Source organism: Shewanella sp. 433 (assembly GCF_059338565.1).
This window is the reverse complement of the sequence record NZ_CM181703.1, coordinates 2,885,361-2,899,879: the sequence shown is the minus strand read 5'-3', so window position 1 is coordinate 2,899,879 and position 14,519 is coordinate 2,885,361. Positions and strand designations below refer to the sequence as shown.

Here is a 14,519-nt window from a genome sequence, read left to right as displayed (position 1 = left end):
ATGTAAGCAAATTGCTAATAACAATCTCAATATACAATTGTATTAATGGAGTAGTATGATGAAAAAGTCTCTCGTTTCAGGTCTTGTTGCCGCCACCCTACTTACAGGCGGATTTAGTGCTGCGGTTTCTGCTCACCAAGCTGGTGATATTATTGTGCGTGCTGGTGCGGTTATGGTTGCACCAAATGAATCTAGTCAGGATGTGGCAGGCTTTGGTGAGTTTAAAGTAAGCGATGATACCCAGTTGGGGCTTAATTTTGGTTACATGCTGACCGATAATATTGGGGTTGAGTTGTTAGCGGCAACACCCTTTAGTCATGATGTTTCTTTAGATGGTGTCGGTAAAATTGCCGAGACCAAGCATCTTCCACCAACTTTAGTCGCACAGTACTATTTCGGTTCGGCTCAATCAAAGTTACGTCCATACATTGGTGCAGGTGTTAACTTCACCAACTTCTTCGACAATGATTTTACCAATGATTTGGATGGTGCTTTGACTGATCTAAGCCTTAGTAACTCATGGGGCTTAGCAGCTCAGGTAGGTCTTGATTATCAAGTGAATAAAAACTGGCTGGTAAACGCCTCTGTTTGGTATGCACAAATCAGCACAGATGTTAAATTTAATCTAGGTGATGCTCCTGTGACGATTGAAACAGATATCGATCCATGGGTTTATATGGTCAGTGTGGGTTACACTTTCTAAGCGCCATTGGTATGGGTGTATCTTAGTTAGCGAAAAGGCAGCCAAGTGGCTAATGCCGATCAGTTAAGCATATAAACGATCAGTTGACCGATCTTTAAAAGGCTTCAAAATCCAATATCAGAAATGATATTGGATTTTTTTATGTCTTTAGAACAAGCTTTCTGCACCGCTTTTGAATACCACCAAGAAGCCACAGCCTTTACCAATCTTAATCACTTATTGGATGAAAACATCATCCAGCAAGCCTTTGAAACTGCTGGGGTCGCCACAGTAAGAAAACGTCGCTTACCCCTTGATGCAGTTATGTGGTCTGTCATTGGTATGAGTTTTTACCGACAACAGTCTGTATGGGAGCTTGCGACTCATATGGAGTTGATGCTACCAGGTAAAAAGAAGCTCATTGCCCCCAGTGCTCTTGTTCAAGGGCGCCAGAGGTTAGGTGTGCAGAGTATGAAAAATGCCTTTCAAATGATGGCAAAACATTACTATAGCAACACTCAATTTGAGACGTGGTGTGGACTGAATTTATTAGCCGTTGATGGTGTAGTCTGGCGCACTCAGGACACCGCTGATAATCGTAATGCTTTTGGCTCACCATCAAATCAACATGGTGACACCTCATTTCCTCAGGTTCGTATGGTGTGTCATATGGAGCTCACTAGCCATCAACTGATAAATAGCGCGTTTGATGGTTATAAAACGAGTGAAATGAAGCTAGCAGAAGCGCTCATACAGTCAACTCCAGACCATAGTCTCACGATGTTCGATAAAGGTTTTTACTCCTTAAACTTGCTACATCAATGGCAACTAGGTGGTGAAGAGCGGCACTGGTTAATCCCTGCGAGAAAGGGGCTTCAGTACGAGGTTTTACACTCAAATGGCCGGTTAGATAAACAGGTGAAATTGGCAATAACCGCCCAAGCCAGACAACAAAACCCAGCGCTACCGACGCATATAGAAGCGAGGCTGGTGACAAAATCAATAAAAGGTAAGACGCATCAGGTATTAACCTCAATGGTCGACCCATTACGCTTTCCAAGTGCTGACATCGTTGAGTTATATAATCATCGATGGGAAATAGAGCTTGGCTACCGAGAGATGAAACAGACCCTACTAAACAGCGAGTATACGCTAAGAAGTAAAAAATCAGAGATGGTAGAACAGGAACTTTGGGGCTTACTACTTGGCTACAACCTGATGCGTCAAGCAATGACTGAGGCCGCGTCAAGAAAAGGAATATGGGCCAATCGCCTCAGCTTCAGTAACTGCGCGAGTACGATACTAAGTTACCTAGCAAGATTACCACTGATGAGCCCAGGAAATTTACCCAATCATTACGAGCAACTGATAGAAATGCTAGGTAACTTCGAGCTACCAACGAAACGAGAAGATAGGGTGTACCCAAGGGCTATAAAGTCAAAACCAAGCAAATATCCCCATAAAAAGAAAAATGCCAATCAGCTTAACTGACTGGCATTAGCCAAGTGGCTGCCTTTTTGTATCGGAGTGATGACATTAAGATCACAACACCATGGCGGCAATCCAACCGAAGACCAGTAACGGGATATTATAGTGAATGAACGTTGGAATGACGCTGTCGCGAATATGGTCGTGTTGACCATCGGCATTAAGACCCGCAGTGGGGCCTAAGGTTGAGTCTGAGGCTGGTGAGCCCGCGTCGCCTAATGCTGCAGCGGTACCTACCAGTGCAATCGTTGCGGCAACCGAAAAGCCAAAGCTCATGGCCAGTGGCACATAAATGGTAGCGATAATAGGGATGGTTGAAAATGATGAGCCAATGCCCATGGTGATCAATAAGCCAACCACTAACATTAAGAAGGCCGCCAATGCCTTATTATCGCCAATCAAATAAGAAAGTGATTCAACTAACGTACTCACATCACCCGTCTCTTTGACTACCGCGGCGAACCCTGCAGCCGATATCATGATAAAGCCTATGTTGGCCATCATGCGCACACCTTGGTTAAAGATATCTTGATCGGCGACATGCTTAAGCGCCCCAGAAAAACTGAAGATGATAAAGCCAACGAGTGCGCCAAAAATCATCGAGCCAGTGTAGAGTTGCACCAGTAGTGTGGCCAATATGGCGCTAAGGGCAATCAAAATATTGTGGCGATTAATGTTGGCTTCTGGCTCGGCAACTAATGCTAATTCTTGCTTGTATTCACGCGGCTTACGGTAGCTAATAAATGTGGCGACTAATAGGCCGACAATCATCCCTAGCGCAGGTATCAACATGGCCGTTGGGATCTGTTCACGTACAGCATCAAGATTATTGCTATTAAGGTTAGACAGCAAAATATCATTGAGAAAAATGCCGCCAAAGCCAATAGGTAAGATCATATAAGTGGTGACTAACCCAAAGGTCAATACACATGCCACTAAACGGCGATCTAAACGTAATTTAGACATCACGTGCAGTAGTGGCGGGATCAAAATGGGAATAAAGGCAATATGGATTGGCAAAATATTTTGCGAAGAAACGGCCATAGCTAATAGAGCAAGCAGCAGTAACCAGCGTACACGATTGATATTAAGACTATTTTGCTCTTGATCCAGTAGGGTAATCACTTTTGTTGAAATTAGCGTCGTCAGACCCGAATGCGAGAGGGCGACGGCAAAGGCACCTAATAAGGCATAACTGAGTGCGATTTGAGCACCACCGCCAAGTCCGGTATTAAACGCATCGACCGTATGCTGTAAATCCATACCACCCACTAAGCCTGCAACAAGCGCACTGATGGTGAGCGCGATAACAACGTGTACTCTTGCAAGGCTGAGCCCCAGCATCAAGCAAACTGCAATAACTACTGCATTCATATATTTTCTGGCTTTTGTGTTTTAAGTGGGGACTATTTTCGACCGCAAGCATGCTATTTGTCCAGCCGAACGGCATTTTATCTGTAAAAAAAATGAGATGTAATGTAACTGTATCTAGGTTTACTGCGTAAGTGTAAACCCTAGGTGGGCATTGGTGTTAGACTCGGACAGTTATTGGGCAACTGAAATCAAATTGTTCAAAAAAGGTGACAATGATCCCAAATAGCTTGTGTCCCGCTGGTGACTGCCTATAATGCTTTTTAGTTCATAGTTCTAAAGCTTTTTTCAATCCATAGATGGAGATATAAAATGAGTGTATTAGTAGGCCGTCCGGCTCCTGATTTTACTGCTGCAGCGGTTCTTGGTAATGGCGAAATCGTAGATAGCTTTAACCTAAGCGAAGCGATCAAAGGTAAGACAGCTGTAGTATTCTTCTACCCACTTGATTTCACTTTCGTTTGCCCATCTGAACTGATCGCTTTCGATCACCGTATGGATGAGTTCAAGAAGCGTGGCGTTGAAGTTATCGGTGTTTCTATCGATTCTCAGTTCACTCACAACGCGTGGCGTAACACTCCGGTAGACAAAGGTGGTATTGGCCAAGTTCAATACACACTTGTTGCTGACGTTAAGCACGAGATCTGTAAAGCATATGATGTTGAGCATCCAGAAGCGGGCGTGGCTTTCCGTGGTTCTTTCCTTATCGATAAAGAAGGTCAAGTACGTCACCAAGTGGTTAACGATCTTCCATTAGGTCGTAATGTAGACGAAATGATCCGTATGGTTGATGCACTTCAGTTCCACGAAGAGCACGGTGACGTTTGTCCTGCTGGTTGGGAAAAAGGCGACAAAGGTATGAATGCAAGCCCAGAAGGCGTAGCTTCTTACCTGACTGACAACGCTGACTCACTATAATTTTCGGGTCATAGTATGTAAGTCAAAAAGCCGCGATTATCGCGGCTTTTTTGTGTTCAAAATAGGTTCTGTCACTTAAGCCAATTGAAGGCGTGATAAATAACCTTGATGGTATTTTATTCTCTCGCGACTTGCTAAAGTAAACGTTTTTAGCAAGTGATGGGGCTATGTTATCCCCCACAGATGCGGCTTTATTAGCTTTAATGCTATTTTGACCTTAGGCTATCTTGGTCTTAGGTATACTCCATCGTCAGCTCACCTATTTTGCCTGTGAGCTTATCAACCAGTTTGCCCTTCACTTTGCTTGCTACTGTCTTGCTGTGCTGAATTTTCAGCAGACTCCAAGGGCCAGCCGCCTAGGGCTTTCCATTTATTGACGATATGGCAAAAAAGCTCGGCGGTACGTTCTGTGTCATACAGTGCCGAGTGCGCTTCTTTATTATCAAAATCAATTCCAGCGATAGCGCAGGCTCTAGCGAGCACGGTATGTCCGAGTGCAAGGCCCGATAAGGCTGCTGTGTCAAAGGTGGCAAATGGATGAAACGGCGTGCGTTTCAACCCATTGCGTTCAATTGCTTTGGTGACAAAACCATGATCAAAGGCGGCATTGTGAGCCACTATGATGCTGCGGTGGCAGCCGGACGCTTTTTGTGCTTTTTTTACTTCTTTAAATATTTCTAAGAAGGCTTCTTTTTCTGATACTGCACCGCGTAATGGGTTAGATGGGTCAATACCGTTAAATGCCAGTGCTTCAGGTTCAAGATTAGCGCCTTCAAACGGCTCAATATGATAATGCAACGTTTTATCTAGCATTAACACACCTTGATCGTCCATTTTCAGCATAGTCACTGCAATTTCAAGCAACGCATCGGTCTGGGCATTGAACCCAGCAGTCTCTACATCGATAACCACAGGGAAATAGCCCCGAAAACGGTGGTTGAGTTTATTAGCGTCGCACATATCGCTCATCAAATTATCCAAATAATTAGCCAAGCGCTATTATGAAGTATCTAGCCTGAGCTTGTCATGTTTGATTGGTTAATATCTAGGCTAAAGGAATAGTAAAACATGCCGATAGCCCTAAGTAACACAATGAATGAGAGCGATTGTCTATGTTGAGTAGGGTGCCGTTGATTTTTACATTATGGTTGAGCTTAGGGATGTCACTGACAGTTCAGGCTGAGTTACGCCATTATGTGGCATCATTAGAGCAGTCACAGTGGCGAATTAGTGATAACACGCCGATTGTCTGCCGACTGGAACATGAGATCCCTTCATACGGTAAGGCCATCTTTACTAGTTACGCGGGTAAACATCATGATTTGAATTTTACGCTTAATATGTGGGTAAAACCTGATGAGGTAACGCACGCAAAATTGATGAGCACAGCCCCCGCATGGCGTCCTGGTGTACAGTCAAAACCGATAACCGATCTGACTTATCAGAAGTACTTTAGCGGTGAAGTGCCTAAACATGCGGCTTGGTCGATGTTGAATGAATTAGAGCGCGGCATGCAGCCTACATTTTACTATGCAGATTGGTATAACCGTTCTAGTAAAGTAGCTGTAGGGCTTTCCGCCGCTAATTTTGCGCGTAACTATACCGATTTTCGTGCATGTCTCGCTAATTTATTACCCTATAGCTTTGAAGATATTGCCTTTACTGTACTCACCTATGAGTTTGGTGGTAATGAGTTAACAAGGTACTCTAAGGCTCAAATTGCTAAAGTGCAGCAATACCTGTCTTACGATCAAGATGTAGAGTTAGTACTTATCGATGCCTATACCGATAGCTATGGCGGTCGTTCTATCAATGCTAAGGTATCTGAAACACGGGCTAATTCACTTAAAGATCTGTTTTTATCGGCAGGTATACCACAAGATCGTATTCATACCGAAGGCCATGGTGAGCGTCGTCATGTGGCCTCGAATGACACCATTGAAGAACGTGCGCGTAACCGCCGGGTGGTGATAAGGTTGAGTAAGCCACTATAGGCGTAGCGGCTAATATTCAGATAAACCCAGCTAATGCTGGGTTTTTTATTGCCGCAAATTTGTATTGGCATTATTACAGGTAAAAAAAAAGCCCACTTAATATAGTTAAGTGGGCCGCAAATAATAGATTGCAATCAACAAATTGAAGGAAGGAAGTCAAGCATAAGAACCAGGGAAAAACTTACGTGTATCAACACACAAGCTTAGAGTTCTTGTTTTCAAATCTACGTAGGTAGACACTTCCTGAAAACGAGGCGAATTATAGGATTAGCCCTCTAAAGCAGCAAGCGAGAAAAATTGCTAATTTGAATTAGTATTTCTAATGCTTGGTAGTGATGGTTATTGCACTAGATGCACTCATTTGGCCTTTCTGCGATTGATTAAGCACAATATGTGCATAATTTTACGTTTTAATTAACTTATCCATGTTGGTTTTTTATTAACAATTAACTGGAGTATCGCTATCGTTGATTGTTTTAATATTATTGCGCTGTTTAATTTTACTTGTATAGTACGTGGTTATGAGCTTTTGCTCACAAATTTATTATAAATAATAACTAGATATTCAGGATGGCAACAGATGAGTCTTAAAACGATTTTGTCAAAGCAACACCTTCTGTTGATAGCGGGGTTTGGGCTAGTGCTCAGCGGCTGTCAGTATAATGCATCTCAAACTGATAACACGCCAACGACAACCCAAGGCGTGGTCGAGACACTTCATGGTGTCGAAGTAGCCGACCCCTATCGTTACCTTGAAGAAGACAGTGAAGCGACCCAAGCTTGGGTAAAACAGCAGCAACAGGCTGGTCATGACTATCTTGCTCAACTCGAAAATAAACAGGCCATTGTCGATCGTATCACTGAGCTGTGGAATTATGAAAAAGTGACCGCGCCAGCTGAGCATGGCGATTACACTTATTATTACCGTAACGATGGCCTGCAGGCGCAGTCGGTGTTGTATGTTAAAGATAAGCATGGTCAAGAAAAGGTTGCTCTCGATCCCAATAGTTTTTCAACCGATGGTACCGTGGCATTAAGCGGTGTGTCTGTTAGTGGTGACGGTAAAACGATTGCCTATGGCGTGTCAAAATCAGGTTCGGACTGGCAACAGTGGCAGTTTGTTGATGTCGTCAGTGGCAAAAAGCTGGTTGATGAACTCAATTGGATTAAATTTTCTAGTGCGCAATGGAGTAAAGATAACCAAGGGGTGTATTACTCTCGTTATGATGCGCCAGCGGGCGGCAACTTACTTGCCGATGTAAACTTTAACCAAAAAGTCTACTATCACAAATTAGGTACAGATCAATCTCAAGATGTGTTGATCTATGAGCGTCCCCAGAATAAAGATTGGGGATTTGGCGCCGAAGTATCGGAGCAGGGCGATTACCTGTTGATCTCGATTTCACAAGGTACCGACAGTCGCAATCGTTTCTTCTATAAGTCGTTAACCGAACACAATGCTCCGGTGGTTGAATTGATTGTTGAGCTTGAAGCCGAATATAGCTTCTTGGGCAATGATAAATCTGTGTTCTATTTTAAGACCGATTTAGACGCGCCTAATGGCAAAGTGATTGCCATTGATGTGAAGCGTCCGGCCAAAGCAAATTGGAAGACGGTGATTGCTGAATCAAGCGATCCTATTGCGAGCGTAGCAATCATTAACGATCATTTAGTGGTCAGCTACTTACATGATGTATTAGGTCAGTTATCTATTTTCAGTATGGAGGGTGCCAAGCGTCAGGATGTAGACTTGCCCGGTAAAGGGAAAATTGCCGGCCCTTATGGCAAGCGAAGCAAAGACTATTTCTATTACACCTTTAATAGTTACGTGCAGCCACAGACCACTTACAAGTTTGATTTTAAAACGGGTCAATCTAGTCTGTTCGCTAAACCAGAGGTCTCGTTTAACCCCGATGACTATGTGTCAGAGCAAGTGTTCTACACCAGTAAAGATGGCACCCGTGTCCCTATGATGGTTTCTCATAAGAAGGGATTAACACTCGATGGTAATAACCCCACCTTATTGTATGCCTATGGCGGATTTGCTATTTCATTAACACCGCGTTTTAGCCCAGCGAATATCGCTTGGATGGATATGGGCGGTATTTATGCTGTGCCTAATCTTCGTGGCGGTGCCGAATACGGTGAAAGTTGGCATCAAGCAGGCATGTTTGATAAGAAACAAAATGTGTTTGACGATTACTATGCTGCGGCGCAGTACCTTATTGACAACAATTACACCAATAGTACTAAATTAGGCGCTTATGGTCGCAGTAACGGTGGTTTGTTGATGGGGGCCGCGTTAACTCAACGTCCTGATCTGTTTGCCGCAGTGTTACCTGCAGTCGGCGTTTTAGACATGCTGAGATTCCACAAATTTACTATCGGTTGGGCGTGGACCAGTGAATATGGCAGCGCCGATGTCGCTGAGCAATTCCCCGCGCTACTCGCTTATTCGCCTTACCATAATATTACCGAGCGTGAATATCCGGCCACAATGGTGATGACAGCCGATCATGACGATCGTGTAGTGCCACTGCATAGCTTTAAATTTGGTGCACTGCTGCAAGACCGTCAAACAGGCGATGCGCCAATTATTATGCGTATCGAATCTAAAGCTGGTCATGGGGCGGGTAAACCCACAGCAATGAAGATCGATGAATTTGCCGATATCTACAGTTTCCTTTGGCACAGTTTTGGTTTAACTGTTCCAGCTAAGATTGGCTGATAACTGACTCGCTATGATAGAAACTTTAAAAGGGAAGTGAATAACTTCCCTTTTTTATTAACAAAATTTTATGAAGTAACTGCTTACTGATAGTGCCTGAACCATTCACAATTGCCTACGCTGTAGGTATAGTAGGCCTCTATTTTAGCTAATGTTTGGCGATCATTATTTATGTTTCGATGGCCTATTTCTGTTTATTACGAAGATACTGATGCAGGGGGAGTGGTTTACCACTCCAATTACCTCAACTTTTTCGAGCGCGCTCGCACCGAGTGGCTTAAACACATCGGCGTGAAACAGACTCAATTACTTGCCGATGATATTGCCTTTGTGGTTAAAAAGGCGGAGTTGGACTTTAAAGTAGCCGCTCGATTTGAGCAGGACCTTGTGGTTGAAACCGAAGTTATAGAGTTGAAAAAGGCTTCGTTATTATTTCGTCAACGGTTGCTTGATGCTTCAGGCAAGTTGTACTGCGAAGGTCATATTCTGGTTGCCTGCATAGCTTTGTCTCGCATGAGACCAAGAGCGATTCCGCAAAACATTGTTCAGGAGTTTAAGAGTGGAAGCTGATATTTCCTTTATTGGGCTGTTTTTACAAGCCAGTTTGTTAGTCAAGTTTGTGATGTTGACGCTATTAGCGTTATCAATTGTTTCCTGGGCAGTGATTATTCAGCGTCGGCGTTTACTGACCACGGCTAGAGAACGCGCACTCAAGTTTGAAGATAAATTTTGGTCTGGTGTCGATTTAAATAAACTCTATAAAGAACTCTCAGCGCGTCAAGACAGCAATAGCGGCTTAGAAGCCCTGTTTTACAGTGGTTTTAAAGAGTATGCTCGACTGAATAACCTTAATGGTAAAGTCCCTAGTGCGGTGATGGACGGCAGCTATCGTGCCATGCGCGTGGCATTGTCGCGCGAACTTGAAAAGCTAGAGACCCATTTACCCTTATTGGCTACCATAGGCTCAACCAGCCCCTATATTGGCCTATTTGGTACCGTGTGGGGGATCATGAACTCTTTTATCGCGCTAGGTGCGGTTGAAAACGCCACGCTTGCTATGGTTGCTCCTGGGATTGCTGAGGCATTGATTGCGACCGCAATGGGTCTATTTTCTGCCATTCCTGCTGTGATCGCCTACAACCGATTTTCGACTCAAGTGGATAAGATAGAGATGTCTTATGCCAATTTTATGGAAGAGTTTTCCAGTATTTTACATCGCCAAGCTTATAGCGAGAAGGAAGTGGTCTAATGCAACAAGGTTATCAGCGTAAACGACGCCGGCCTGTCGCTGAGATCAACGTTGTGCCTTATATCGACGTGATGTTGGTCTTGTTGATTATTTTTATGGTCACGGCGCCCATCGTTACTCAAGGGGTAAAAGTTGACTTACCACAAGGACAAGCTGAGACTTTGCCTGCAGACAGTAAGCCTCCCGTGGTCGCCTCTATCGATGCTAATGGTGATTATTACCTTGATGTGGGTTCGAGTAGCTCGAAGGAAGTATTAGATTTGGAGGAGCTGGCGGTAAGGGTCGGTGCCATTATTCAGCTAGAGCCAGAGCGTCCGGTGGTGGTTAAAGCCGATCGCAGTATTGCCTATGAAAAAGTGATTCAGCTAATGGTGTCCTTGCAACAGGCTGGCGTACCATCTGTTGGCCTGATGACAGATTCACCAGAGGAGTAATGGGTGGCAGCTAAATCAGATTTTACTTTACCTCTTGTTATTTCGGCCAGTATTCATATTGGCGTGCTTATCGTTGTAGCGATGGGGGTTAATTTTGACGAGAAACCTAAAGTGGTTCCTCAAGTCAGTGCCCCGGCAGTGCAAGCTGTGGTGGTCGACCAACAAAAGGTGGCACAACACGTTGAAAAGCTTAAGGCAGACAAGAGAGAAGCTGAGCGTAAAGAGCAAGCACGTCAGGAAGAACTTGAACGCAGAGCTCGTGAGGCTAAACAAGCTCGAGAGCGTGAGCAGGCACAAATAAAGAAACTTGAACAACAACGTAAACAGAAAGAGATAGAAACTCAAAATGCAGCTGCGGCGGCGAAGGCTGCCAAGTTAAAAGAGCAGCAAGAAAAAGAGAAAGCGGCGCAAGCAGAAGCGCAGCGTAAACAGAAAGAAGCAGAGCGAAAAGCCGCTGAAGATGCGGCAGCGAAGGCTGAGGCTAAGCGTAAACAGGAGGAAGCCGCGGCGAAGAAAGCGGCAGACGAACGTAAGCGTAAAGAGGAAGCTGAGCGTAAACGTAAAGCTGAAGAACAAGCACGTTTAGAGCAAGAACGCATGATGCAAGAGGCTTTAGCGGCCGAGCAAGCGGCATTATCGCAGACTCGTAATAAACAGGTGACGACAGAAGTGCAGCGTTATACTTCGATGATCCGAGCGACTATTCAGCGCAACTTAGTGGTGGATGAGTCGATGCGCGGCAAAAGTTGTCGCATATTTATTCGACTAGCAAAGGATGGTTTTGTTACCGCCAATGAGATTTTATCGGGTGACCCTGTAGTTTGCCGCGCCACTAAAGCGGCTATTAATAAGGCGGGGCGTTTACCTGTATCGCCTGAGGCTGACGTTTATAATAAGTTAAAAGAGATTAATTTGACCGTTCAACCGGAATTTAATTAAAGGGGCTTCATGAAGATTTTGACAAAATGGCTAATTTTAGGGCTGTTGATATGTACAGCGCCTGTCAAGGCTGCACTGGATATTGTTATCACCGAAGGGGTTGATGCGGCGCGTCCTATAGCAGTCGTGCCGTTTGTTTGGCAAGGAACGACGCCTATGCCTTCACAAATATCGGATGTGGTGATGTCGGATCTGACCCGCAGTGGCACATTCAAACCCTTGGACGAACTTGGTCTACCGCAGCGTAATATCAGTTCTGCAGCAGATTTTAATTCTAGGGCTTGGTCGGGTGTTGGCGCAGAGGCTGTGGTGCTGGGTTCAATAAAGCCTTATGGGCCAGACCAATATTTAGTGAACTTTGAACTCATCGATTTGGTTAAGGCGCAAATGCAGTCAGGCGGCCCTTCATCGGCAGTTGACTACGTGATCGATAGCCGTGAAACGGTCATAAGTGCCGCTCAGTTTAGACAATATGGTCACAGGATCAGCGACATTGTTTATGAGAAACTGACCGGGATCCGTGGCGCGTTTTTAACCCGTATCGCCTACGTGGTAGTTGATCATCAAGATAAATCGCCCTACAAACTGATGATTGCCGATTATGATGGTTATAACGAACAGATGTTATTGCGCTCACCTGAGCCCTTAATGTCGCCTTCCTGGTCTTCTGATGGACGCAGGTTGGCTTATGTCAGCTTTGAAAACAAGAAAGCTGAAATATTTGTGCAAGACATTTATTCTCAGTCACGTACTAAGGTGACGAGTTTTCCTGGGATTAATGGTGCCCCTTCATTTTCGCCTGACGGCAAAAAATTAGCAGTTACCTTGTCTAAAGATGGTCAGCCTGAAATTTATGTAGTTGATATCACTTCAAAAGCCATTAAGCGTGTCACTAACCATTACGCTATAGATACTGAAGCGTCATGGACGCCTGATGGGGAGTCGATAATTTTCACCTCTGAACGAGGTGGGCGTCCGCAGCTCTATCAAGTGACGCTGGCTTCGGGTAAAGTTTCAAGATTAACCTTTGAAGGTGAATGGAATTTAGGTGGCTCTATTTCTCCTGATGGCCGCAGTATGGTCTTTGTTAACCGTACTAACGGTAAGTTTAATATTGCGCGCATGGATTTAGAAACACGCTTTATGCAAGTGCTGACTTCGACGCGTTTAGATGAGTCACCCAGTGTTGCCCCTAATGGCACTATGGTCATTTACGGCACAACTTATCAAGGAAAACAAGTTTTAGCGGCGGTCTCTATGGATGGCCGATTTAAGGCTCGACTGCCAGTTGGTCAAGGGGAAGTGAAATCTCCAGCTTGGTCACCTTTTTTATAATATCAATCTCGAAAAAGATTAAGGATGTAAAATGAATTTGAATAAGCTTTTTAAGGCGATGTTGGTTGCCGTTCCCGTTATGGCAATGAGTGCGTGTAGTACTACATCTGAGTCAGAAACAGATGCGAGCAGCTCAATGGGTGGTAATAACGGTAGCGAAATGACGACTGGTGGTGTTGAAACCGGCGGTGTGGCACCTATTTTAACCCCTGAAGAGCAGCAACGTCTTAAGTATCAAGAGTTGCGTAAAGAGCACATCATCTATTTCGATTTTGATAGAAGCTCGGTTTCTTCAGAGTTTTCTGAAGTGCTTAATGCCCACGGCGAATACTTAGTTGAACATCCTAATGTGCGCGTCATGATTGAAGGCCATGCCGATGAGCGTGGTACGCCTGAGTACAATATCGCCCTAGGTGAGCGTCGCGCTAAAGCAGTTGCTAAGTACTTACAAAGCATGGGTGTTTCACCTAGTCAAATGAGTATTGTAAGTTACGGTGAAGAAAAGCCACTTGATTTCTCTCGTACAGATGCGGGATTTGGCAAAAACCGTCGCGCAGTATTAGTTTACTAATAACGGATGTTAACAGGGATACATATGAAAAATGCCGTACTTACCGCGGCAATTCTGATGAGTGTTGGTGTGGCGACTGCCGCACCAGCGCCGGTTGAAGATATTGCTGGTGGTGCTTCTAATGATAGGGTGGCTCGTCTAGAGCGTATGCTCAAGGCAAAACAGGCTGCTGAGTTTGAAACACAGCAACGACTCGATACCTTGCAACAAGAAGTATTAGATTTACGCGGGTTGACTGAACAGCAAAATTATCAGATAAATCAGATATTACAGCGTCAACGTCAGCTTTATGATGATATTGCAAAGCTCAGCAGTGCTAAATCGGTGGTAAATACGGCTAGTCCAGTCGCATCAGAAACTAGCTCGTCGTTAGGCGAAACCGCTTCTTACGAGCAGGCGGTTAATTTGGTGCTTAAACAGCGTCAATATGATGAAGCTATCCCTGCATTTAGAAGTTTTATAAAGCAGTATCCGAGTTCTACGTACGCAGCTAACGCGAACTACTGGCTCGGCCAATTGTTATATAATAAAGGTGAATTTGCAGAAGCGACTCAAGCATTTGATACCGTAGTTAAACAGTTTAAAGATTCAAACAAGCGTGGTGATAGCTTGGTTAAGCTGGGGATGATTGCACAAAAGCAGTCAGACAATGCAACTGCCAAGCGTTACTATCAGCAAGTGATCAATGAATATGCTAATAGTGCTGCGGCTAGAATCGCTACACAGCAACTGGCGGGTCTTTAATCTCTATTTAACTAAAAAACATACCCTTAGTTTGTTTTTCATGCAAACGAAAAGAAATGAGAAATT

The 14,519-nt window shown here is 44.4% G+C and carries 14 protein-coding genes; 12 read left to right on the top strand and 2 right to left on the bottom strand.

Annotation, left to right across the window (positions count from 1 at the left end):
* Positions 1-55 precede the first annotated feature (55 nt).
* Entirely contained in the window at positions 56-703 is a 648-nt protein-coding gene (ompW, locus tag AC5YB1_RS12770; protein ID WP_494519493.1) for an outer membrane protein OmpW, read from the top strand.
* 141 nt (positions 704-844) lie between these two features.
* Complete coding sequence (locus tag AC5YB1_RS12765) at positions 845-2,173, top strand: IS4 family transposase (RefSeq protein WP_494519369.1); 1,329 nt, start codon at positions 845-847, stop codon at positions 2,171-2,173.
* Positions 2,174-2,224: 51 nt separating this feature from the next.
* Here AC5YB1_RS12765 and AC5YB1_RS12760 read toward each other — a convergent pair whose 3' ends face one another.
* Positions 2,225-3,544, bottom strand: coding sequence for a Na+/H+ antiporter family protein (locus AC5YB1_RS12760; protein ID WP_494519492.1), 1,320 nt, complete (start codon positions 3,542-3,544; stop codon positions 2,225-2,227).
* A 309-nt stretch (positions 3,545-3,853) separates the two neighbouring features.
* Between AC5YB1_RS12760 and AC5YB1_RS12755 the strand changes: the two genes are divergently transcribed.
* Positions 3,854-4,459 carry a peroxiredoxin gene (locus AC5YB1_RS12755; RefSeq protein WP_494519491.1) on the top strand — a complete coding sequence of 202 codons (606 nt, stop codon included), beginning with the start codon at positions 3,854-3,856 and terminating at the stop codon, positions 4,457-4,459.
* Between the two features lie 279 nt (positions 4,460-4,738).
* Here AC5YB1_RS12755 and rnt read toward each other — a convergent pair whose 3' ends face one another.
* On the bottom strand, positions 4,739-5,428 hold the full coding sequence (gene rnt, locus AC5YB1_RS12750; RefSeq protein WP_494519490.1) for a ribonuclease T: 690 nt from the start codon (positions 5,426-5,428) through the stop codon (positions 4,739-4,741).
* A 191-nt stretch (positions 5,429-5,619) separates the two neighbouring features.
* On the opposite strand from rnt, the gene AC5YB1_RS12745 reads away from it, so the two are divergent.
* The 9 genes from AC5YB1_RS12745 to ybgF all read left to right on the top strand — a co-directional run bounded on the left by AC5YB1_RS12745 (position 5,620) and on the right by ybgF (position 14,453).
* A complete protein-coding gene (locus AC5YB1_RS12745; protein ID WP_494519489.1) occupies positions 5,620-6,453 on the top strand; it encodes a flagellar protein MotY in 834 nt (277 codons plus the stop codon).
* Between the two features lie 580 nt (positions 6,454-7,033).
* A complete protein-coding gene (locus AC5YB1_RS12740; RefSeq protein ID WP_494519488.1) occupies positions 7,034-9,181 on the top strand; it encodes a prolyl oligopeptidase family serine peptidase in 2,148 nt (715 codons plus the stop codon).
* 171 nt (positions 9,182-9,352) lie between these two features.
* Complete coding sequence (gene ybgC / locus AC5YB1_RS12735) at positions 9,353-9,751, top strand: tol-pal system-associated acyl-CoA thioesterase (RefSeq protein ID WP_494519487.1); 399 nt, start codon at positions 9,353-9,355, stop codon at positions 9,749-9,751.
* Complete coding sequence (gene tolQ, locus AC5YB1_RS12730; protein WP_494519486.1) at positions 9,741-10,430, top strand: protein TolQ; 690 nt, start codon at positions 9,741-9,743, stop codon at positions 10,428-10,430. The genes ybgC and tolQ overlap by 11 nt, the downstream gene beginning before the upstream one ends.
* Entirely contained in the window at positions 10,430-10,864 is a 435-nt protein-coding gene (tolR, locus tag AC5YB1_RS12725; RefSeq protein ID WP_494519485.1) for a protein TolR, read from the top strand. Before tolQ ends, tolR begins: the two co-directional genes overlap by 1 nt.
* 3 nt (positions 10,865-10,867) lie before the next feature.
* On the top strand, positions 10,868-11,803 hold the full coding sequence (gene tolA / locus AC5YB1_RS12720) for a cell envelope integrity protein TolA (RefSeq protein ID WP_494519484.1): 936 nt from the start codon (positions 10,868-10,870) through the stop codon (positions 11,801-11,803).
* 9 nt (positions 11,804-11,812) lie between these two features.
* Entirely contained in the window at positions 11,813-13,138 is a 1,326-nt protein-coding gene (tolB, locus tag AC5YB1_RS12715; RefSeq protein ID WP_494519483.1) for a Tol-Pal system beta propeller repeat protein TolB, read from the top strand.
* A 31-nt stretch (positions 13,139-13,169) separates the two neighbouring features.
* Positions 13,170-13,709 (top strand): peptidoglycan-associated lipoprotein Pal, encoded by a 540-nt coding sequence (pal, locus tag AC5YB1_RS12710; protein ID WP_494519482.1) that lies wholly within the window; start codon positions 13,170-13,172, stop codon positions 13,707-13,709.
* 24 nt (positions 13,710-13,733) lie between these two features.
* Complete coding sequence (ybgF, locus tag AC5YB1_RS12705; protein WP_494519481.1) at positions 13,734-14,453, top strand: tol-pal system protein YbgF; 720 nt, start codon at positions 13,734-13,736, stop codon at positions 14,451-14,453.
* The last annotated feature ends 66 nt before the right edge of the window (positions 14,454-14,519 follow it).

Bases quoted from the DNA above. Each gene is read 5' to 3' on its own strand.
- ompW (WP_494519493.1), top strand. From the start codon at position 56: ATGATGAAAAAGTCTCTCGTTTCAGGTCTTGTTGCCGCCACCCTACTT.
- AC5YB1_RS12765 (WP_494519369.1), top strand. From the start codon at position 845: ATGTCTTTAGAACAAGCTTTCTGCACCGCTTTTGAATACCACCAAGAA.
- AC5YB1_RS12760 (WP_494519492.1), bottom strand. From the start codon at position 3,544: ATGAATGCAGTAGTTATTGCAGTTTGCTTGATGCTGGGGCTCAGCCTT.
- AC5YB1_RS12755 (WP_494519491.1), top strand. From the start codon at position 3,854: ATGAGTGTATTAGTAGGCCGTCCGGCTCCTGATTTTACTGCTGCAGCG.
- rnt (WP_494519490.1), bottom strand. From the start codon at position 5,428: ATGAGCGATATGTGCGACGCTAATAAACTCAACCACCGTTTTCGGGGC.
- AC5YB1_RS12745 (WP_494519489.1), top strand. From the start codon at position 5,620: ATGTCACTGACAGTTCAGGCTGAGTTACGCCATTATGTGGCATCATTA.
- AC5YB1_RS12740 (WP_494519488.1), top strand. From the start codon at position 7,034: ATGAGTCTTAAAACGATTTTGTCAAAGCAACACCTTCTGTTGATAGCG.
- ybgC (WP_494519487.1), top strand. From the start codon at position 9,353: ATGTTTCGATGGCCTATTTCTGTTTATTACGAAGATACTGATGCAGGG.
- tolR (WP_494519485.1), top strand. From the start codon at position 10,430: ATGCAACAAGGTTATCAGCGTAAACGACGCCGGCCTGTCGCTGAGATC.
- tolB (WP_494519483.1), top strand. From the start codon at position 11,813: ATGAAGATTTTGACAAAATGGCTAATTTTAGGGCTGTTGATATGTACA.
- pal (WP_494519482.1), top strand. From the start codon at position 13,170: ATGAATTTGAATAAGCTTTTTAAGGCGATGTTGGTTGCCGTTCCCGTT.
- ybgF (WP_494519481.1), top strand. From the start codon at position 13,734: ATGAAAAATGCCGTACTTACCGCGGCAATTCTGATGAGTGTTGGTGTG.